Source organism: Roseomonas sp. E05 (assembly GCF_030063475.1).
Taxonomy (GTDB): Bacteria; Pseudomonadota; Alphaproteobacteria; order Acetobacterales; family Acetobacteraceae; genus Pseudoroseomonas.
Genome location: NZ_JASIRT010000016.1, coordinates 14191 through 34546, shown reverse-complemented (window position 1 = coordinate 34546; position 20356 = coordinate 14191). Strand labels below are relative to the sequence as shown.

The 20356-nt window shown below is 70.4% G+C and carries 19 protein-coding genes and 1 pseudogene; 9 read left to right on the top strand and 11 right to left on the bottom strand.

The features are described from left to right. Positions 1 to 7: 7 nt before the first annotated feature. Positions 8 to 586, bottom strand: a complete 579-nt coding sequence (locus QMO56_RS16120; RefSeq protein ID WP_283527285.1) for a YqaA family protein — start codon at positions 584 to 586, stop codon at positions 8 to 10. A 128-nt stretch (positions 587 to 714) separates the two neighbouring features. On the opposite strand from QMO56_RS16120, the gene QMO56_RS16115 reads away from it, so the two are divergent. Next, entirely contained in the window at positions 715 to 1047 is a 333-nt protein-coding gene (locus QMO56_RS16115) for an NIPSNAP family protein (RefSeq protein ID WP_283527283.1), read from the top strand. 46 nt (positions 1048 to 1093) lie between these two features. Here the strand turns inward: QMO56_RS16115 and QMO56_RS16110 are convergent, their stop codons facing one another. The 4 genes from QMO56_RS16110 to QMO56_RS16095 all read right to left on the bottom strand — a co-directional run bounded on the left by QMO56_RS16110 (position 1094) and on the right by QMO56_RS16095 (position 4874). Then, entirely contained in the window at positions 1094 to 1558 is a 465-nt protein-coding gene (locus QMO56_RS16110; RefSeq protein WP_283527281.1) for a heme-binding protein, read from the bottom strand. A 394-nt stretch (positions 1559 to 1952) separates the two neighbouring features. Then, positions 1953 to 2354, bottom strand: coding sequence for a MarR family transcriptional regulator (locus QMO56_RS16105; protein ID WP_283527279.1), 402 nt, complete (start codon positions 2352 to 2354; stop codon positions 1953 to 1955). 156 nt (positions 2355 to 2510) lie between these two features. Next, positions 2511 to 3872 (bottom strand): M17 family metallopeptidase, encoded by a 1362-nt coding sequence (locus QMO56_RS16100; protein ID WP_283527277.1) that lies wholly within the window; start codon positions 3870 to 3872, stop codon positions 2511 to 2513. A gap of 33 nt (positions 3873 to 3905) precedes the next feature. After that, the gene (locus QMO56_RS16095; RefSeq protein ID WP_283527275.1) at positions 3906 to 4874 is read right to left on the bottom strand and encodes a Gfo/Idh/MocA family protein; all 969 of its coding nucleotides are present in this window, start codon (positions 4872 to 4874) and stop codon (positions 3906 to 3908) included. A gap of 291 nt (positions 4875 to 5165) precedes the next feature. Between QMO56_RS16095 and recQ the strand changes: the two genes are divergently transcribed. The 3 genes from recQ (at position 5166) to bfr (ending at position 7818) form a co-directional block, all read left to right on the top strand. After that, positions 5166 to 6977, top strand: a complete 1812-nt coding sequence (gene recQ / locus QMO56_RS16090; protein WP_283527273.1) for a DNA helicase RecQ — start codon at positions 5166 to 5168, stop codon at positions 6975 to 6977. Positions 6978 to 7038: 61 nt separating this feature from the next. Beyond that, positions 7039 to 7230 carry a bacterioferritin-associated ferredoxin gene (locus QMO56_RS16085; protein WP_283527271.1) on the top strand — a complete coding sequence of 64 codons (192 nt, stop codon included), beginning with the start codon at positions 7039 to 7041 and terminating at the stop codon, positions 7228 to 7230. 96 nt (positions 7231 to 7326) lie between these two features. Beyond that, positions 7327 to 7818 (top strand): bacterioferritin, encoded by a 492-nt coding sequence (gene bfr / locus QMO56_RS16080; RefSeq protein ID WP_283527270.1) that lies wholly within the window; start codon positions 7327 to 7329, stop codon positions 7816 to 7818. A gap of 31 nt (positions 7819 to 7849) precedes the next feature. Here the strand turns inward: bfr and QMO56_RS16075 are convergent, their stop codons facing one another. The 3 genes from QMO56_RS16075 to QMO56_RS16065 form a co-directional block, all read right to left on the bottom strand. Next, a complete protein-coding gene (locus QMO56_RS16075) occupies positions 7850 to 8368 on the bottom strand; it encodes a cysteine dioxygenase family protein (protein ID WP_283527269.1) in 519 nt (172 codons plus the stop codon). Positions 8369 to 8383: 15 nt separating this feature from the next. Further along, the gene (locus tag QMO56_RS16070) at positions 8384 to 9067 is read right to left on the bottom strand and encodes a GntR family transcriptional regulator (RefSeq protein WP_283527268.1); all 684 of its coding nucleotides are present in this window, start codon (positions 9065 to 9067) and stop codon (positions 8384 to 8386) included. Positions 9068 to 9210: 143 nt separating this feature from the next. Beyond that, complete coding sequence (locus QMO56_RS16065) at positions 9211 to 10266, bottom strand: polyprenyl synthetase family protein (protein WP_408906531.1); 1056 nt, start codon at positions 10264 to 10266, stop codon at positions 9211 to 9213. A 110-nt stretch (positions 10267 to 10376) separates the two neighbouring features. Here QMO56_RS16065 and QMO56_RS16060 point away from each other — a divergent pair, with 110 nt between their 5' ends. The 4 genes and pseudogenes from QMO56_RS16060 (at position 10377) to QMO56_RS16045 (ending at position 14812) form a co-directional block, all read left to right on the top strand. Continuing rightward, positions 10377 to 10589: a DUF2007 domain-containing protein gene (locus QMO56_RS16060; protein ID WP_283527267.1), complete on the top strand. Its 213-nt coding sequence runs from the start codon at positions 10377 to 10379 to the stop codon at positions 10587 to 10589. Continuing rightward, positions 10586 to 11338 (top strand): tRNA1(Val) (adenine(37)-N6)-methyltransferase, encoded by a 753-nt coding sequence (locus QMO56_RS16055; RefSeq protein ID WP_283527265.1) that lies wholly within the window; start codon positions 10586 to 10588, stop codon positions 11336 to 11338. Before QMO56_RS16060 ends, QMO56_RS16055 begins: the two co-directional genes overlap by 4 nt. Positions 11339 to 11412: 74 nt before the next feature. Next, positions 11413 to 13749 carry a glycosyltransferase family 1 protein gene (locus QMO56_RS16050; RefSeq protein ID WP_283527263.1) on the top strand — a complete coding sequence of 779 codons (2337 nt, stop codon included), beginning with the start codon at positions 11413 to 11415 and terminating at the stop codon, positions 13747 to 13749. A 111-nt stretch (positions 13750 to 13860) separates the two neighbouring features. Then, positions 13861 to 14812, top strand: a pseudogene (locus tag QMO56_RS16045) (IS630 family transposase). A 12-nt stretch (positions 14813 to 14824) separates the two neighbouring features. On the opposite strand, the gene QMO56_RS16040 reads toward QMO56_RS16045, so the two are convergent. The 3 genes from QMO56_RS16040 to QMO56_RS16030 form a co-directional block, all read right to left on the bottom strand. After that, the gene (locus tag QMO56_RS16040; RefSeq protein WP_283527262.1) at positions 14825 to 15934 is read right to left on the bottom strand and encodes a P1 family peptidase; all 1110 of its coding nucleotides are present in this window, start codon (positions 15932 to 15934) and stop codon (positions 14825 to 14827) included. Beyond that, positions 15924 to 18569: an alanine--tRNA ligase gene (gene alaS, locus QMO56_RS16035; protein ID WP_283527260.1), complete on the bottom strand. Its 2646-nt coding sequence runs from the start codon at positions 18567 to 18569 to the stop codon at positions 15924 to 15926. The genes QMO56_RS16040 and alaS overlap by 11 nt, the downstream gene beginning before the upstream one ends. 102 nt (positions 18570 to 18671) lie before the next feature. Then, entirely contained in the window at positions 18672 to 19268 is a 597-nt protein-coding gene (locus tag QMO56_RS16030; RefSeq protein ID WP_283527258.1) for a transposase, read from the bottom strand. A gap of 189 nt (positions 19269 to 19457) precedes the next feature. Between QMO56_RS16030 and QMO56_RS16025 the strand changes: the two genes are divergently transcribed. Then, positions 19458 to 20255: an RES family NAD+ phosphorylase gene (locus QMO56_RS16025; RefSeq protein WP_283527256.1), complete on the top strand. Its 798-nt coding sequence runs from the start codon at positions 19458 to 19460 to the stop codon at positions 20253 to 20255. Positions 20256 to 20356 lie beyond the last annotated feature (101 nt).

The window sequence follows — 20356 nt, the reverse complement described above, 5'->3', positions numbered from 1 at the left end:
CTTGCCTTCAGATCAGGCGCAGCGCCGCGAAGCCGCAGAGGATGGCCACGGCAACGACGCTGGTCAGCAGCGTCAGCCGCCGCTCGATGAAGCTGCGCATCGGCGTGCCGTAGCGGCGCAGCAGCAGGGCCAGCAGGAAGAACCGCGCGCCCCGCGTCAGCGCGCTGGTGATCAGGAAGATCCAGGGATTGAAGGCGGCGGCGCCGGCGGCGATGGTGACGATCTTGAAGGGGATCGGCGTCAGCCCCTTGATCAGGATGACCGCAGCGCCCCAGCGGTCGAACCAGGCCCGGAAGGTTTCCAGCGCCTGCGCGTGCCCGTAGGCGGCCAGCACCGGCTGGGCCACCGCCTCGAACAGGAAGAAACCGAGCGCATAGCCCAGCAGGCCGCCCAGCACCGAGGCCATGGTGCAGGTCGCCGCGTAGCGCCAGGCCCGCTCGGGGCGGGCGAGGCACATCGGCACCAGCATCGCGTCGGGCGGGATGGGAAAGAAGCTGCTCTCCGCGAAGGAGACCAGCGCCAGCCAGGTGCCGGCACGGCGATGGCCGGCAAGGTAGAGGATACGTTCGTAAAGGGCGCGGAGCATGAACATGGCATCCCATGCCGGCTGCGTTGCGGCAAGGGAGCTTCGCGGCGGGTGCGGCCGCCCGGGCGAGGCTTGTTGCTCCGGCGGCCGGAGGCCATGCTGCCGTCCTCATCGGAGGAACCGGCCCCATGCTGATCGATCACCGCACCTATACCTGCCGCCCCGGCACGCTGAAGAGGCAGCTGGAACTCTACCATAACTATGGCTGGGCGGCGCAGACGCGTCATCTGGGCATGCCCATCGCCTTTCTCACCACCGAGACGGGTGACGTGAACTCCTATGTCCACATCTGGATGTATGAGGATGCGGCGGACCGCGCCCGCCGCCGCGCCGCCATGCAGGCGGATCTGGAGTGGATCAGCTACCTGGAGCGCAGCGCCGAGGCGGGTTATCTGGAGAGGCAGGAGAACAAGCTGATGCTTCCCGCAGGCTTCGCGCCCGAACCGCGCCGCGCAAAGTGATCGGCGGCGGCCGGGAGCCGCAGAGGTTCCCGGCCACCCGAACGGCTCACTCCGGGTCGCCGGTGTCCGCCACCAGCCCCGCCGCGGCGATTCCCGCCACCGCGCAGGCCTCGTCCTTCTCTGAGGCGTCCCCCGAGATGCCCACGGCGCCAAGCACCGTCCCCGCCGCATCCCGCACCAGAACACCGCCCGGCACCGGCACGGCACGCCCCCCGGTGAGATCCGACAGGGCGTTCATGAAGCCCGGCATCTTCGCCGCCCGGCGCGCCAGCTCGCGCCCGCCGAAGCCGAGCGCCATGGCGCCGAATGCCTTGCCCATCGCGATCTCCGGGCGCAGCAGACTGCAGCCGTCCTCACGCAGCACCGCCTTCGGCTGCGCCGCCTGATCCAGCACCACCACGGTCAGGGGCGCGAGACCAAGCTGACGCCCATGCGCCAGCGCCGAATCGGCAATGGTGCGGGCGGCATCAAGCGTGAGTCCGTGGGCGAAGCCGGTCGGCGGATTGGGCATGGATGGTGTCCCTTGATGGTGGATCTGGGTGCCAGGCTGCGGCCTGCAGCACGTGCCGCACCGTCCCTGGCATGGCGAGCAGCCTTCCGCGGCGCCATGTGCAGTAACATGGCACGCCATGCGGAGCATGCCGCCCGGCCGGCACGCAGCTGCTGCTCACCGCCCGCTCGCGCGGAAACCCGCGGGAGGCCTTGGCCGCGCCGGTCGTCTTGTCCGACAGCCAAGTAACCGAACGTTTCTCTGAAGAACAGTTTTGGGGCGGGAGCGGAAGGCCAGCGGGTGGGAAGCAGGTTTGGTCCCCACCCGCAACGATGCATGGCCGGTTGTTGTGATCCTGGATTCTGCGCGCAGGGATTGTGTCTCTATGAACCTCGCCTCCCGCCGAGGCGGGAAATCAGCCGGCGCGGCGTGCGGCGCTCTCGCTGTTGGCGGGCTGCGCGGGAGTTCCCGCCCGCCCGGTGCCGTCGGCCTCGACCATGACGGAGCGGATTTCCTTCAGGAAGGAGGTCCCCTTCGCTGTCCGCTGCACCAGCACGCTGCGACGGTCCTGCGGATCGGTCTTGCGGCGCGCCAGATCCAGCTCACCCAGGCGGTCGAGAGCGCGGGTGATCGCCGGCTTGGAGACGTTCAGCGTCGCGGCCAGCCCGCGGACCGTATGCGGCCCTTCCGACATATAGACCGTGAGGAACACCCCGAGTTGCCGCGCCGACAAGTCATGCCCGTCGCGCCGCACCAAGGCCACCACTGTATCCCGGAAGATCCCAATCAGGTGATCCGGAGCGTTATGAACGGGCATTCGTCGATCCTCAAGCAAGCGTTTTTTTCCGGCGGCGAATCTCGTCGCGCGGAAGGTGGGAACAAATGCTGACCGTCGGGTCAGCAAAAGGTGTTACGTCTTAATCGGCGAACAGCGTCACGGTTTCGATATGACCTGATCACCTTTTTAGCCGGTTCAGCCGGAGGAAAGGTCCGCGATGCCGGCATAAAGGGCCCGCATCGCCTGCGCTTCTCCGCCTTCGGGGCGACCCGGCCGCAACGTGTCGTTCCACGCATATAGGTCGAGATGAACCCAACGAACATTGTCGGGAACAAATCTTTTCAGAAATAATGCAGCAACGATGGCTCCCGCCATCGGTTTCTGGCCCACGTTGTTAAGAGTGGCCAGCGAACTGTCGAGCCACGAATCGTAACCCTCATGTATCGGAAGCTGCCAGAGCGGGTCCTCGGCCTTCCGGCCCGCAGCCAGTAGTGTGGCCGCCAAGCCGTCATCGGAGCTGAAGAGCGCGGGCAGGTCGGGTCCCAGGGCAACCCGCGCCGCGCCGGTCAGCGTCGCGCAGTCGATCATCAGGAAGGGCTGCTGCTCCGCCGCGTGGCAGAGCAGATCGGCCAGGATGAGCCGGCCCTCCGCATCGGTATTGCCGATCTCGACCGTGCGGCCGCTGCGGGTGCGGATGACGTCACCCGGGCGCAGCGCCCGGTCGGAAATGGCGTTCTCCACGCAACCCAGGCTGAGCATCAGCCGCACCGGCAGGCCGCCGCGCATGATCATCTCGGCCAGGCCGAGCAGGATGGCGCCGCCGCCCATATCCTTCTTCATGCGGCGCATGCCTTCAGGACCCTTCAGGTCCAGCCCCCCGCTGTCGAAGACCACACCCTTGCCGCAGAGCGCCACCAGCGGGTGCTCCGGCCGCCCCCATTGCAGGATGGCGACCTCCGGCGGCCGATGGCTGCCCTGCCCCACCGCCGCCACGGCCGGGAACTGCGCCGCCAGCTCATCGCCGCTGATGCGCACCACCGCCGCACCGTGGCGCGCGCCCAGTGCCGCAACCTCCGCCGCCAGCTGCGCGGGGCCGAGATCGGCGGCCGGAGTGTTGATCAGGTCGCGGACGCGCCATGCCGCCTCGGCGGCCGCCACCGCCTCCGGCTGATCGGTCCGCAGCCGCAGCCGCGCGGGCCGCCGGCGCGCCGGCTTGTAGCGCGTGAAGCGATAGGCGCCGAGGCACCAGCCGAGCGCCGCCTGCGCTTCCAGGCCGGGATCGGCCAGATGCCACACCGAATCCTCCGGCAGGGCCATCGGCAGCGCACCGTAGTGCCAGAGCGAGGCGGGCCCCTCACCCAGGCCGAGAACCGCGCCGGCCAGTCCGGCTTCCTCCGGCAGCAGGCGCCACTCGCCCGCTGCGGCGCCGAAGCCGCCCGCCTCCAGGAAGGCGCGCTGCCCCGCCGGGCAGCCGCCCAGGAAGGCGGCAAGCTCCGCCCTGGTCACGGTGAAAAGGGGCAGCGAAGCAGCATCGGGCTGCCATTCCAAGGGCAACATGCGAAGGGACTCCTCGGACTGATGCGCCACGACTCACGCCGCCAGGATGCGCTCGACCATTTCCTGCACCTCGAAGGCCTCGCGCGGCGTGGCGAGGTTCTGCGGCTCGCCGCGTGTCAGGGCGGCGAGCTTCTCCATCTGCGCGCGCAGCGCCTGCGGGCGCATCGCCGGGTTGGGCAGGGCGTCCGGGGCCGCCTGCCAGTTCCCCTGCGGGTCCAGCCGCTCCGCATAGGACCAGTCGCGCAGGCGGATGGAGCCGGCCGCGCCGGTCAGCGTCCAGGAATTCGCCTCGTCCGCCGTGATCCGCCCGACGCTGCCGGAGAGCAGAACCGGCACGCCGCCGGCCCGCAGCTCGGCGCTGACAGCCGTCTCGGAGCCGCCGCCGGCCGGGTACTCCACCTGCGCGGAGACCAGTTCCAGCGGTCCGAGCTGCCGACGGGTGAGGAAAAGGAAGTGCGACACCACCTCGCGCGTGAAGCCGCCTTCCTCGCGGCGCGCCAGCCAGCCCGCCGCCTCCTGCTGCCAGCCGCGCGGCCAGCGGGCGAATTCGGTGCTGATGCGGAGCTGCTGCGGCGCGCCGACCGCGCCCGCCTCGCGCCAGGCGGCGAGCTGCGCCACGGCGGGCGAGGAGGCCATCGGGAAGTTCACGGCGGCCCGGGCTTTCTCCCGCTCCACCTCGGCGATGAAGGCGGCGGCATCCCCGCGGTCGGTCGCCAGAGGCTTTTCGAGCAGCACGGCCCGGCCGGCCCGCAGCGCCGCGCGCGCCAGGGGCAGGTGCGCCGCCGGCGGGGCGGCGATGTAGAGGGCGTCGCAGGCGGCGATCACCGCCTCGGCATCGGCCAGCATCGGCGCGCCCGACTCCGTGGCCGCCAGACGGGCCACCGCCTCGGGCGAGGGATCCCAGACGCCGGCGAGCCGGACAGTGGGATGCGGGAAGGCGGAGCGCACCAGCCGCTCGCCCATGATGCCGAAGCCGACGATGCCGAGTTTCACCTGATCCATCCACCCGATCCCAGAACGAAAGCGCGGAACCTAGGACTCTCTCCGCGAGCCGGCCAGTCCCTCCCAGGCGCTTTCTGGGAGCAGGATGCGCCGCGCGCATCCCTGCGGCCTTCCATCGCGCCTTGGAGAGGGTACATACGGCGCCATATCTTGCCTCACCCCGCCGCGCGGCCCGCTCCGGCCGCCGTGGCGTGGCCATCCGGTGCGCTGCGGCGCACCGTTCCACCCACCCTGCGCGGACCGGCGATGCCGGCCGGGTCTCCCGGGCGCCGCGCGACCACCAGGGATTTCATGCAAGACTACGCCGAGCCTGTGGAGGTCCTGCGCCGCGTCTTTGGCCATCCCGGCTTCCGCGGATTGCAGGAGGAGGTGGTTCGCCATGTCGTGGGCGGAGGCTCGGGCCTTGTGCTGATGCCCACCGGCGGCGGCAAGAGCCTGTGCTTCCAGGTGCCGGCCCTGTGCCGGCCCGGCCTGGGCGTCGTGGTCTCCCCGCTCATCGCGCTGATGGAGGACCAGGTGGCGGCGCTGCGGCAGCAGGACATCCCCGCCGCCGCCCTGCACTCGGAGCTGGACCCGGAGGAGGCCCGCGCCATCTGGCGCGACCTCGACAGCGGGCAGCTCAAGCTGCTCTACGTCTCGCCCGAGCGGCTCACCGCCGAATACACCCTCGCCCGGCTGGACGAGATGCGCATCGCCCTCTTCGCCATCGACGAGGCGCATTGCGTCAGCCAGTGGGGCCATCACTTCCGGCCGGAATACCGCGGCCTGCCGGTGCTGGCCGAGCGCTTCCCGCGCGTGCCGCGCTTGGCGCTGACCGCCACCGCCGACCCGCGCACCGTCGAGGACATCCAGCGCCAGCTCGGGCTCGAAGCGAGCCCGCTGTTCCGCGCCAGCTTCGACCGGCCCAACATCCACATCGCCGCCGAGCCGCGCGAGGCCGAGCGCAGCCAGCTCCGCCGCTTCATCCGCAGCGCCGGCGACGGCGCGGGCGCCGGCCTGATCTATTGCGGCACCCGCCGCAAGGCCGAGCAGACCGCCGAATGGCTGGGCCAGGAGGGTCACGACGCGTTGGTCTTCCATGCCGGGCTGGACCCCGCCGCGAAGCGCGACGCACATCGCCGCTTCGCCCGCGGCGACGCGGTGGTCATGGCCGCCACCATCGCCTTCGGCATGGGGATCGACCGGCCCGATGTCCGATACGTCGCCCATACCGACCTGCCGCGCAGTCCGGAGAGCTGGTACCAGGAGATCGGCCGCGCCGGGCGCGACGGCCTGCCCGCGCAGGCCCTGCTGCTCTACGGCGCCGGCGACATCTCCCTCGCCCGCCACCGCATCGGCGAGAGCGGCGCTCCGGAGGAGCAGAAGCGCGTCGAGCGGCAGCGGCTGGAGGCGATGGTGGCGATCGCCGAATCCGCCACCTGCCGCCGGCAGATCCTGCTGCGCTGCTTCGGCGAGGAGGCGTCCGAGCCCTGCGGCCACTGCGACATCTGCCTGAACCCGCCGCGCCTGTTCGACGGCACGGTGGCGGCGCAGAAGCTGCTCTCCGCCGTGCTGCGCACCGGCCGGCGCTTCGGGCTCGGCCATGTGGTGGACGTGCTGCGCGGCAAGACCACGGCCAAGGTGGCGCAGTTCGGGCACGACCAGCTGCCGACCTTCGGCGTCGGGCGCGACCTGCCGGACGCCGCCTGGCGCGGCGTGGCGCGGCAGCTCGTGGCGCAGGGCGCGCTGGACGTGGTGGTCGAGAACCATGGCGAGCTGGTGCCGACCGAGGCCGCGCGCCCGATCCTGAAGGGCGAGAAGCCCGTGATGCTGCGCCAGGACATCGTGATTGCCGCCGGTGGTGGAAGGTCGGGGCCGGCCAGCCCGGCAGCCGAGGGCGCGATGGCCGATCCGGTCTTTGCCGCACTGCGCGACTGGCGCCGCCGCACCGCCATGGCGCAGGGCGTGCCGGCCTATGTCATCTTCCAGGACCGCACGCTCGCCGAGATCGCCGCCGCGCACCCCGCCGACCTGCGGGCGCTGGGCTCCATTCCGGGCGTGGGCACGACCAAGCTGGAGCGGTACGGCAAGGCCGTGCTGGGGGTGCTGCGCGATTGCGAATGACTTGCAGGCCAAGTTGAGAACAGCTATCAATCGCACCGCTCCCACGAAGCGGTTCCGATTCATGTATGTCTGTCTCTGCAACGGCCTGACTGACACCCAGATCCGCGGCGCCATCGATGCGGGCGCCCGGCGGCCGAAGGAGGTCTATGCCGCCTGCAACTGTTCCGCCCAGTGCGGCTGCTGCACCGGCACGATGCTCTCCATCATCCGCGACCAGCCTTCCGCCCCGTTCCAGGGCGACGCCCGCGGCTGAGCCCGCCCGGCCGGCTGCAGCCGCCCAAGCCACTCGCTTGACGCGAAAACGCCCCGCTCCCACTCTCTGCGCAAGGCACCAGGCGGGAGAACGGCAATGCTGCGCGACCCTAAGGTTATCGAGCACCTGAACACGCAGCTCACCAACGAGCTGACGGCCGTGAACCAGTACTTCCTGCACGCGCGCATGCTGGAAAACTGGGGCGTCACCAAGCTCGGCAGGCACGAATACGAGGAATCCATCGAGGAGATGAAGCACGCGGATGAGCTGATCAGCCGCATCCTCTTCCTCAGCGGCCTCCCCAACGTCCAGCGGCTGAACCAGGTCCTCATCGGCGAGAACGTCGAGGAGGTGCTGCGGTGCGACCAGCGCCTGGAGGACAAGGCGATGACCGACCTGCGGGAAGGCATCGCCTATTGCGAAAGCGTGCGCGACTTCGTCTCCCGCGACCTCCTGCTCCGCATTCTGGCGGATGAGGAGAAGCACGCCGATTTCCTCGATACCCAGTTCGAGCTGATCAAGCAGATCGGCCTGCCGAAATACATCGCGCTCAACAGCGACGCGGCGCCCGACCAGCACAAGGACTGAGCCCCTTGCCCGCGCGGTCCGGCGAATGGCGTCAGGCCGCGTAGACCAGGTTCACATCCTGCCCGAAGCGCTCGAACGGCACGCCATAGACGTGGATGGAGAGCGCCTCGGCGCTTCCCAGATTGGCGAGCCGGTGGATCAGCTCCGGGTCCGCCGCCCCGTGGCAGGTTGCGCCCGGCGGGCGCAAGGCGCTGCCGCACTGCATGGGCTCACCCCCTCCGCCGGCCCGGTAGTGCCCTTCCGTGAGGATGCCCCGGTGCACGCCGAAAGCGCACCAGGTGCGATGCGCATGCACCGGGCTCATCTGCCCGGGGCGCCAGGCCAGCGCGACCACGGCATAGCCTCCCGCCGGATCGGCATGCAGCAGGTGGCGGATGTAGCGCTCCGGGCAGCATGGGCATGGCCGCCCGGCGAGCAGGTCAGGGTTGAGGACATGGGCGCCCAGCGCTTCCGCGACCCGGCGCGGCCGTTCGGCAAGGTCCGCCCGCGCCGCGACGGCGATATCGGCCAGCATGGCATCGAGGGCGGATCGAGGGGCGATGAAGGACATGGGGCCTCCGCGGGGTCAGATGGCGGCGGTCGAATCCGGGGCCGTCAGCGCCGCCAGCACCATCCGGTGGGAGGCGGCGACCTGCTCGTGCATGATCGCGGCCGACTTCTCGGCGCGGCCCAGCGCGAGGGCCTCGATCAGCGCGTGGTGCTCATGCGCCATTTCCCCCGTCCGGTCGCGGGAGCGCAGGCCGAGCGCCAGCATGCGGGTGCTCTCGTCGAGCAGGCGGTCGATCTGCCGGGCCAGGCGACCATTGCCCGAGAGCTCGGCCACCGCGACATGGAAGGCCTTGTTGGCGTCGAGGAAGGCATGGGTGCTCTCCTCATCCTCCGGTCGGTAGCCGCAGGCGCAGACGGCGTCGAGCCGCCGCAGCGCCTCCGCGTCCACGCGTCCGGCCGCGCGCCGTGCCGCCTCGGGCTCCAGCAGCAGGCGGAGGCCGAACACCTCGTGGATGTCGCGGATGGTGACCAGCGAAACGATCCAGCCGCGCCGCGGCACGGCCTGCACCAGCCCCTCCTCCGCCAGCCGGGCGAGCGCGGCACGGACGGGCGCCTTGCCAAGCCCCAGCATCTGCGCGGCCGTGGCCTCGCTCAGCGTCTCGCCCGGCATCAGCCGCGTTGTGATGATCTCCCGCCGGAGGGCGGCGACGGCCTGCTCCGTCAGGGAGGCGGGCGGTTCGAGGGGCGTAAGCATCGACATGACAGGGCACTCGGATGTCGCTGACATGTCAGACGGTATTGCAAGGCGGGCGGCGATACAAGGCCAGGGTGAGCCTGCCGGCGGCCCGACACGAAAAAGGCGGCCGGAGCCGCCCTTCCCTGAACCGCCAGCCCGCCTCTGCCTCAGCGTGCGCGGGCGATGCAGAACTCGACGATGCCGGCCAGCGCCTTCTTCTCCGGGCAGTCCGCGAAGGGTGCCAGCCCGGCCAGCGCCAGATCGCCGTAGTGGCGTGCGCGGGCGATGGTGTCGGTGATGGCGTTGTGGCGGTGCATCAGCGCGAGGGCATGGGCGAGGTCGCCCTCCTCCTGCTGCTTCTCCTCCAGCACGCGGCGCCAGAAGGCGCGCTCCGCCTCGCTGCCGCGCGCGAAGGCGAGGATCACCGGCAGGGTGATCTTGCCTTCGCGGAAGTCGTCGCCCACCGTCTTGCCGAGGCGCTCCTGCTCGGCCGAGTAGTCCAGCGCGTCATCCACCAGCTGGAAGGCGATGCCGAGGTTGCGGCCGTAGCTGTCCAGCGCCTCCGCCTCGCCGCGCGGCCGATCGGCCACCACGGCGCCGACGCGCGTGGCGGCGGCAAAGAGGGCGGCGGTCTTGCCCTCGATCACCTCCAGGTACTGCGCCTCGGTGGAGGCGGTGTCGTTCTGGATGACGAGCTGCAGCACCTCGCCCTCGGCGATGGTGGCCGAGGCGGAGCAGAGGATGTCCAGCACCTCCAGCGAGCCGTCCGCCACCATGAGCTGGAAGGCGCGGGCGAAGAGGAAATCGCCCACCAGCACGCTGGCCTTGTTGCCGAAGATGGCGTTGGCGCTGGCCTGGCCACGGCGGAGATTGCTCTCGTCCACCACGTCATCGTGCAGCAGGGTGGCGGTGTGGATGAACTCGACGCAGGCGGCCAGGCCGACATGCCGCTCGCCGCGGTAGCCGCAGAGTCGCGCCGCCGCCAGCGTCAGCAGCGGTCGCAGCCGCTTGCCGCCGGCCGCGATCAGATGCGCCGCCAGCTGCGGGATCAGTTGCACCGGGCTCTGCATCCGCGCGATGATCAAGCGGTTGCAGGCATCCAGATCCTCTCGCACCAGGCCGACCAGTGCGGTCAGCGCGTCCTCAGCGTCAGGCTGAGAGGCTCCGAGGGGAGAAGACTGAATATCAAGCGCGGTGCGCATCGGCGCGGCGGGAGAGCTCACGCGGCCATTGACCTCTGTGCTGGGGCGCGCACCATAGCCACGGGGGCATGGGGCAGCAAGGCACCGCCCCATCACACCCCTCCCCCTCCCTGCAGGAGACTGCGCCCGCCATGCGCGTGCTTGCCGAAAGCGCCGACCCGGTCCGCCTGTCCTTCCTGGCGGCGCTGCTGGCCGATGCCGGCATCGCCAGCCAGCAGCTCGATGCGCATGTGAGCGCACTGCATGGCGGGATCGGCGTCTTTCCACGCCGGCTGGCGGTGCGGCCGGAGGATTACGCCCGCGCGCGCGCGGTGCTGCGGCAGGCCGGCGAAGCGGCGCCGTGAGCGAGGCCGGCCTGGATGCCCTGACCGACGATACGCTGCTGGGAGGCCGGGTGCGGCTGCGCCAGCCGCGCCAGGGCCTGCGGGCGGGCCTGGATGCGGTGCTGCTGGCCGCCAGCATCCCCGCCCGCGCCGGCGAGACCGTGCTGGAAGGCGGCTGCGGCAGCGGCGCGGCGTTCCTGTGCCTGCTGGCACGTGTGCCGGAGCTGCATGTCATCGCCGTGGAGCGTGATGCCGGACTCGCCGAGCTGGCGCGCCGCAACGCGGCCCTGAACGGCGCTGCCGAGCGCGTCACGGTCCTGACAGGCGACATCGCCGATCCCGCGCTGCGCCGCGACCTGCCGCGGCTGCACCATGCCTTCGCCAACCCGCCCTACTGGCCCTCCGGCACCGCGCCGCCCGCCGCGCTTCGGGCGGATGCGACGCATTCCGGCCCCGGCCCCTCCCTGGCTGGCTGGTCGGAAGCCCTGGCCGCGCCGCTGCGTCACCGCGGCAGCATCACCCTCGTCCTGCCCGCCGCCCGTCTCGCCGAGGGGGCGGCGGCGCTGCGGCAGGCGGATTGCGGCGAGGTCGGCCTCTTCCCGCTCTGGCCGCGCGCCGGCCAGCCGGCCCGGCGGGTACTGCTTCGTGCCCGGCGTGGCGGCCGGGGGCAGGACCAGCTTGCCCCCGGGATGGTGTTGCATGAGGGCGAGGGCTGGACCGAAGCTGCCCAGGAACTCCTGCGAGGCGAGGCAAAGTTGAAATGGGATTAGCGGTGGTAAACAGAAAGTGTCACCGCTAGTGGTGTATCCGAGAATCGCCGGACAAGTTGACGAGCTGCACTGCCATGACCCACGACCTCAGCGGCACGCTTGAACGAGACGGGATCGCGACCGATCCGGATGCGCTCCTCGCGCAGGCCGATCAGAAGCGCGAGGGACGCGACTGGGCGGGTGCGGCGGAACTCTACGCGGCCGTGGTGCGGCTGCGCCCCGATGCCTGGCCGCTGATGGTGCAGGAAGGGCATTGCCGGAAGGAAGCCGGCCAGCCGGCGGAGGCCCTGGCGCGCTATCTGGCGGCCGAGGCCCTGGCGCCGGAGGATGCCGACCTGCAGCTCCAGATCGGGCACGCCCACAAGCTCCTGAATGAATGGCACAAGGCAGCGCTCGCCTATGCCCGCGCAGTGGCGCTCGATCCGGGGAACGCCGATGCCTGGCGGGAAGCCTCCGCAACCTCCGAATGGCTGACGCTGCACGCCCCTCGCCCCGGCGGCGACGCGCTGGACGAAGAGGTTGAGGAGGAGCCGGAGCCGGAGGACGCTGCTCTGCTGGCGCTGATGCCGCCCCCTTCTCTGCCGGAGACGGAGCCCGAACTCGCCGGCAGCACGGAGGCGAAGCTCCAGCTTGTGCTGGATGTGACCGATCTGCTCGACTACTTCAACGGCGCACGGACGCCGACGGGCATCCAGCGCGTGCAGATGGGCATCGTCAGCCGCGCGATCGCCGAGCCCGCGCATCCCGCGATGGAGCTCTGCTTCGCCGCCTATGACGCTGCCGATCTGGCCTGGCACGCGGTGGATGAGGCCGGCTTCACCGCGCTCGTCGCCCTCTCCGTCACCGGCTCGGACCCTGAGGAGCCGTCCTGGGTGCAGGCCCGTGACACCCTGCGCCGCAAGGTCGCCAAGGCGCCTGCCTTCGACTTCATGCCTGGCGCGGTTCTCGTCAACCTCGGCAATTCCTGGGGCTTTCCCGACTATTTCCGCGCCTTGCGCACGATCCAGCAGAGCCACGGGGTGCGCTACATCCCCTTCATGCACGACTGCGTTCCGCTGATCGTGCCGGAGCACTGTCTGCTGACCCTGGTGCAGGACTATGCGCGCTGGTTCGGCGCCCTCGGCCTGCATGCGCATGGTCTGCTGTGCAACTCCGAGAACACCCTGCGCGACGTGCGGCAGCAGCTCGGACGGCTGTTCCCCGCCCTCAACCTCCCGGGCCATGTCATCCGTCTGGATGCCGACCCGCGCAGCGTGGCGGCGCCGACAGGCAACGCGACGCTGAGCGCACTGCGCGTGCTGCGACCCAGCGAGTCCTTCGCCCTCTTCGTCGCCACCATCGAGAGCCGCAAGGACCACCTTCTGGTCTTCAATGCCTGGCTGCAGCTGCTGCGGCGGCATGGCCCCGCGAAGGTTCCCCGCCTCGTCTGCGTGGGCAAGGAAGGCTGGCACTCCGAGGCAGCCCTCAGCCTGCTGCGCAACGCGCCCGAGCTGCAGCGACACGTCGTTCTGCTCTCGCGCATTTCCGACCTGGAGCTGTCGGCGCTGTACGAGCGCTGCGCCTTCACCGTCTACAACAGCTACTACGAAGGCTGGGGGCTGCCGATCACCGAGGCCATGGCGCATGGCAAGGTGGTCGTCACCGCCCGCCACTCCGCACTGGTGGAGGCTGGCGGCGAGGCCGCGGTCTACTTCACCCCGCAGAGCCTGCCGGATCTACAGGAGAAGCTGGAGCGCGTGATCCTCGATGCGGAGTTCCGCGCTGCGCAGGAGGCGGTGGTCCGCGAGAAGGGAAAGCCGCGCAGCTGGAGCGCCGTGAAGGACGAGATCTTCTCGGCCGTGGCCGCGCTGGCCCGTGAGCCCGCGCGGCCGCTGGAGCAGCGCGCGACCCTGCAACTCGGCCAGCGCTATCTCGCCCGGCGCATGCTGCGGACCCAGCCGGAGCTTGGCGGTGCACTGGCTGACGCGGTGCGCGACGGACCCCAGTGGTATGCCGCCGAGGACTGGGGCGTCTGGAGCCGGGGCGGCACGGCAACGATGCGCCTTCCCCTGCCCGAGGGCGCCGTGGATGCTCCGCTCCGCCTCTATCTCCAGCTGCGCTCACCGCCGGTCAGGTGCACCATGACGGTGCGCTGCACGGCGGCTGACGGCACCTTCTCCCATTTCGAGCTGACACTGGAAACCGGGCGCGACGGCACCTTCATGCTCGACCTCCCGCCCGCCCGTGCCGCCGGCATCCTTGAAATGGATCTGGACAATGGCGCGGGCGTGGATCTGGCGGCGATGGGCCTCCCCGATCCGCGATGCATCGGCGCGGGGCTGCTCAGCTTCATGATCTGCCGCCTGGACGACTACGCGGCCCGTCTGGCCTTCCTGGAACAGCAGAGCTTCGATACGCCAGCGGTGCAATGACCGTGCGCCGCCCCGCCGCTAGAGCATGATCTGACCTGACGGAGTCGGGGAGGGATTCCCAAACGCCTGGGAATTTGATTCACCCTGTTGGCCGGGAGGAGGCCGGTGGGGATGAGCAGAGCGCTGTCGTCTGACCTCAGGTCACGCGTCCTTGCGGCCGTGGAGGCGGGCTCGTCTCGCCGCGCTGCGGCGGCCCGGTTCGGCGTCTCCGTATCCAGCGCGATCCGCTGGATGCAGGAGTGGCGAGAGAGCGGCCAGGACAGGGCACGCCGCCAGGGCGGCGACCGCCGGTCGCAGCGGGCTGAAGCCTACAAGGACATCATCCTCGCGGCGGTGGACGCCAGGGTCGACATCACGCTGGTGGAGCTGGCGCGGAGATGCTCCGGCGGGAGCACGGTGTCGCAGTGGCTCCAAGCACCGTCTGGCGCTTGCTGGACCGCCATGACATGACGGTCAAAAAAAGACCGCCCACGCCGCTGAGCAACTGAGGCCAGATGTGGCCGCCAGGCGCGAGGCCTGGTTCGAGGCGCAGCCTGACCTGGATCCCGAGCGACTGGTCTTCATCGATGAGACCAGCGCCTCCACCAAGATGGCGCGGCTCTACGGCCGCGCCAAGCGGGGTACCCGCTGCCGGGCGCCCGTGCCGCACGGCCACTGGAAGACAACCACCTTCACCGGCGCGCTGCGCCTGTCTGGCCTGACCGCGCCGATGGTGCTGGACGGCGCGATGACCGGCGAGTGGTTCACCGCCTATGCGCGCCAGGTTCTCGCACCCACCCTGCGCCCGGGCGACATCGTCATCCTCGACAACCTGCCCGCCCACAAGGGTGCTGCCGTCCGGGAAGCCATCCAAGCCGCAGGCGCGACACTGCGCTTCCTGCCGCCCTACTCGCCGGACTTCAATCCGATCGAGAACGCCTTCTCCAAGCTCAAGGCGCTCCTGCGAAAGGCCGCCACCCGCACCATCGACGCTCTTTGGGATGCTATCCGCGACGCCCTCCCGCAGTTCTCGCCACAGGAATGCGCCAGCTACTTCACCGCCGCAGGATATGAACCAGACTGATCAGATTATGCTCTAGGCGGGACCGCCTGGCTGGTGGCGCGACAGCACGGCCCGGACCGAGGCAAGGTCGATCGCCTCTCCGCGACGCTTACGGCGTGTGAGCGGGTCACGGCTCTCGACCGTGGTGGCCATCAGCAGCGAATTCAGCACGGCCTCCTCCACCGCCTCCGCAGCGGCGACGAACAGCGGCGACATCCGCTCGTTCGGCCAGTCGGCGATGCTGGGGCGGCCACGCCGCACCTCGGGATGGGTCGAGAAGGCGATGGCGTAGTCGCCCGAGCCGTCCGAGAAGGCGGCACCGGTGCGGGCCAGCCCGGCCATCGCCCGCAGCGCGAGCCGCGAGAGGTTGCGGTCGGAGAGCGGCGCGTCGGTGGCAAGGACGACCATCACCGAGCCGTCCGCATCGCCGCGGTCGCTGTGCTCGCGCAGGTAAAAGCGGCCGAGCTCACGGCCCATGGGAACGCCGTCCATCAGCAAGGCGCCGCCATAGTTGCTCTGCACCAGCGCGCCGAGCGTGAAGCCGCCGAGTGCCGGGGGGAGCAGGCGCGAGGCGGTGCCGATGCCGCCCTTCCAGCCGAAGGCCATGGTGCCCGTGCCGGCGCCGACACTGCCCTCGGCGACCGGGCCGGAAGTGGCCTGCTCCAGCGCCGCGAGAACGTCCGCGCCGGTGATGCCGCGGCGGCGGATGTCGTTCAGCTTGCCGTCGTTGGTCTCGCCGACCACGGCGTTGACCGAGCGGACGTCCTCGTTGCCGGGCTGGGCCAGGGTCCAGTCCACCACCGCCTCCAGCGCCCGGCCGACGGCCAGGGTGTTGGTCAGGACGATGGGGGATTCGAGTTCGCCGAGCTCCTGGAGCTGGGTGGCGCCGGCCAGCTTGCCGAAGCCGTTCATCACGGAGAGGCCGGCGGGGACGCGCTCGCGGAACAGGTTGCCGCCATGCGGGCGGATGGCGGTGACGCCGGTGCGGATGCTCTCGCCCTCGATGCGGGTGATCTGGCCGACCAGCACGCCCGCCACGTCGGTAATGGCGTTCAGCGGCCCGGGCGCGAACTGCCCGGGCCGCAGCCCCAGGTCGCGGGCGCGGCAGCGCGCCCCGGCCTGCAGGTCCGGCTCAGCCGGCAAGGGCGGTCCGGATGGCGGCGAGCGCCTCCTCGGCCTTGTCGGCCTCGGGGCCGCCGGCCTGGGCCATGTCGGGGCGGCCGCCGCCGCCCTTGCCGCCCACCGCCGCGCTGCCGGCGCGCACCAGCGCCACCGCGTCCGCGCGGCCCTTCGCCGCCTCGGCCACGCCGACCACGATGCTGGCCTTGCCCTCGGCGGTGGAGACCAGCGCCACCACATCGGCGGTGCCGGCCTTCAGGATGGCGTCGGCCAGGCCCTTCAGGTCGCGCGGCGGCACCTCGCCCAGGTTGCGGGCGGCGAGGCGGAGGCCGCCCACTTCCTCGGCCGCCGCGGCACCGCCACCGGTGGCGAGCTGCTTGCGCAGGTCGGCCACGTCGCGCTCCAGCTTGCGGCGCTCCTCCAGCAGGGCGGCGATGCGGGTGGGCAGGTCGGCGGGAGCCACCTTCAGCGCCGAAGCGGCCTCGCGCAGGGTGCGCTCCTGGCTGTCCATCAGCGCCAGGGCGGCGGCGCCGGTCACCGCCTCGACGCGGCGCACGCCGGCCGAGACCGCGCCCTCGGAGACGATCTTGAACAGGCCGATGTCGCCGGTGCGGCGGACATGGGTGCCGCCGCAGAGCTCCAGGGAGTAGACGCCGTGCTTCTCGGCGGCGGCCGGGTCGTGGCCCATGCCGACGACGCGGACCTCGTCGCCGTACTTCTCGCCGAAGAGGGCCATGGCGCCGGCCTCGACCGCCGCCTCCGGCGTCATCAGCCGCGTGATGACCTCGGCATTCTCGCGGATGCGGTTGTTCACCTCATCCTCGACCCAGGCGATGTCGTCCGGCGACATCGGCGTGGGCTGGGAGACGTCGAAGCGCAGGCGGTCCGGCGCGTTGAGGCTGCCCTTCTGCGCGACATGGGTGCCGAGGCGGCGGCGCAGCGCCTCGTGCAGCAGGTGGGTGGCCGAGTGGTGGGCGCGGATGGCGCCGCGGCGGGTGTGCTCCACCTCGGCGCTCACCGCCTTGCCGGGGGCCGCCTCGCCCGCCTCGACGGTGCCGAGATGGACGAAGAGGCCGAGCTTCTTCTGGGTGTCCCGCACGGCGATGCGCAGGCCGTCGGCGGCGGTGATGGTGCCGGTGTCGCCGACCTGGCCGCCGCTTTCCGCGTAGAAGGGGGTCTGGTTGAGGACCACGGCGACCTCGGCGCCGGGGCCGGTGCGCTCCGTCACGGCGCCATCGGCGACGACGGCGAGGATCTCGCCCTCGGCCTTCTCGGTCGTGTAGCCGAGGAACTCGGTGGCGCCGAGGCGCTCCTTCAGGTCGAACCAGAGGGTCTCGGTGGCGGCCTCGCCGGAGCCGGCCCAGGCGGCGCGGGCGCGCTTGCGCTGCTCGGCCATGGCGGCCTCGAAGCCGGCCACGTCCACCGACTTGCCCTCGCCGCGCAGCGCGTCCTGCGTCAGGTCGAGCGGGAAGCCGTAGGTGTCGTAGAGGCGGAAGGCGACCTCGCCGGGGAGCGTGCCCTTCTCGCCCAGCTTCTCGGATTCCTCGGCGAGCAGGCCGAGGCCGCGCTCCAGCAGGCTGCGGAAGCGGTTTTCCTCCAGCTTCAGCGTCTCGACGATCAGCGCCTCGGCGCGCACCAGCTCGGGATAGGCGGCGCCCATCTGGCGCACCAGCGCGGGGACCAGGCGGTAGAGCAGCGCGTCCTTCGCGCCCATCATCTGGGCGTGGCGCATGGCGCGGCGGAGAATGCGGCGCAGGACATAGCCGCGCCCCTCGTTCGAGGGCAGCACGCCGTCGGCGATCAGGAAGGCGCCGGAGCGCAGGTGGTCGGCCACCACGCGGTGGCTGATCCGGAACGGGCCGTCGGCGTCCTGGCCGGTGGCCTCGGCGGAGGCCAGGATCAGCGCGCGCAGCGTGTCCGTGTCGTAGTTGTCGTGCTTGCCCTGCAGGATGGCGGCGAAGCGCTCCAGGCCCATGCCGGTGTCGATCGAGGGGCGGGGCAGCGGGTTGCGCGTGCCGGCCGGCTCCTCGAGATACTGCATGAAGACGAGGTTCCAGATCTCGATGAAGCGGTCGCCATCCTCGTCCGGGGAGCCCGGGGGGCCGCCGGGGATCGAGGGGCCGTGGTCATAGAAGATCTCGGAACAGGGGCCGCAGGGGCCGGTATCGCCCATGCGCCAGAAGTTGTCGGAGGTCGCGATGCGGATGATCCGCTCGTCCGGCAGGCCGGCGATCTTGCGCCAGAGCGCGGCGGCGTCCTCGTCCTCGGAATAGACGGTGACCAGCAGCTTGTCCTTCGGGAGGGCGAAATCCCGGGTCAGCAGGGTCCAGGCATGGGTGATGGCCTGTTCCTTGAAGTAGTCGCCGAAGGAGAAGTTCCCCAGCATCTCGAAGAAGGTGTGATGCCGGGCGGTGTAGCCGACATTGTCCAGGTCGTTGTGCTTGCCGCCGGCGCGCACGCATTTCTGCGCCGTGGTGGCGCGGGAATAGGGGCGCCGCTCCTGGCCGGTGAAGACGTTCTTGAACTGCACCATGCCCGAGTTGGTGAACATCAGCGTCGGGTCGTTGCGCGGCACCAGCGGCGAGGATTCCACCACCGTATGGCCATTGCGGGCGAAGTAGTCGAGGAAGGTGGCCCGGATGTCGTTGCTGCTGGTCATGTGCTTCGGCTCTTGTCCTCGCGGGAACGCGCCTGCCCCCCTTACCCCGGTGAGGGGTGGGGCGTCGAGGGGCGCGGAAGGCGAGGGTTCCGGCATGGCGGCTCAGGGCCAGGCGAGGCGGACGAGGCGGGGAATGCGGCGGCGGCCGGCCGCCGATGCGGCGAGGGTTCTGGCGGAGCGGAGGCCCTCCCGCAGGGTGTGGAGGCCGGTTTCGGCGCGCAGCAACAGGCCCGGAAGGACCCGGGCGAGGGTTTCGGACAAAAGCGGGTCCGGCAGGAGCCAGGGCGGGCCGTTCAAGGCGGTGCGCAGGCCGAGACGGCGGATGAGGAGCAAGAGGGACATGCCGCCGAGGCGCGCGGCGCGGCGGGTGGCGCGGCAGATGGCATATTCGATCTGGCGCAGGGGGTGGCCAGGGGCGAGGTCGGCGCGGGCCAGGACTTCGAGCAGGCGGTGCCAGAGGCCGGCATGGGTCAGACGGCGGAAGTGGCGGGCGATGGTCTCGGGCTTGCCGTAGCGCGCGGGCAGGCAGCGCCAGGGGTCGCCGGCGGTCTGGGCCAGGTGGAAGATGGCGTCCATGCGGGCGCGCAGGTCGGCGATGCGGCGGCCCTGCGGGGCGCGGGGAAGGACATAGGGAAGCAGGGCGTGCCACTGGAGGTCGGTGAGCGGGGTCCAGGGACGGGGTGGCGTGAGGTGGGACATGGGGGGCGACCTCCATGGACGGGAAGAGGCAGGATGCAGGAATTTATTCCTTAAGTCAAGTTCATGCGCCCGGGCGTCGTGTTGAGGGAATGCTAAGTGGCGTCCGCTTTGCACATTGCGCTGCAAGAACTGGCATCGGCAAAATCGTGTCCGCAAAGCATTCGTTCGATCTGACGAAGAGAGGCCCGAATGAGTCTGGAAGGCCCAGGCAAGCCGGAGTTTGCACACTGGGACGATTATCGTCGGTTTGCCCGCCACCTTCGATCCACCAGTCGCTACGTCTGGGGCGAGAAGGAGCGCGCATTTCTTCGGACGGTACTAGGAACGATACGGAACCGCGACACCGAACTGAAGCAGGGGCAGATCCTCTATCGCGCCCAACGTGGCGTCGAGTGGATTGACCGGACGGATGAGGAGGGCAATTCGATTGGCGCGGAAGTGAGTGGCTTTGGCCCGTCACGCATGAAGCCGCTCACAGACCGCGCCCGAGAAGGCCGCGCCAATCCGACCGGCATTCCTGTCCTTTACGTCGCCAGTTCGGTTGAGACAGCCATCTCTGAAGTGCGCCCCTGGGTCGGAACCGAAATCTCTGTTGCTGTTTGCAGGGTTCTGCGTCCCTTGAGAGCGCTCGATCTCTCGAAAGGGCACGGACAATCGTCGCTCAAGGGCGCCGTACTTCGCCACCTCACGGGTGGGGAGGCGCCTACGGCGGAGGAGAAGGAAAAGGCCGTCTGGATCGAGATCGACAATGCCTTTTCCTGGCCGGTAACCCTCTCCGACGATCGCGCCGATTATGCACCCACCCAGGTCCTGGCGGAGCTGTTTCGTAGCGTTGGCTATGAAGCGATCATCTACAAAAGCCATTTTGGCGACGAAGGCGACAACAAGGGATACAATCTTGCGATTTTTGACCCGGACGCGGTCGAGATTGTGAGTTGCGCCCCGTACGAAGTGAAGTCGATCAAGGTCGAGGCTAGGCCAATATGAAATCCCTGGTTCCGGCAGCAGGCTTAGCGGTTTGCAGCGGATAACCGGGCGGCAAGGCGGCGTCCGAGGCCCCTACCCCCTACCCCTCCTGCGGGACGGTT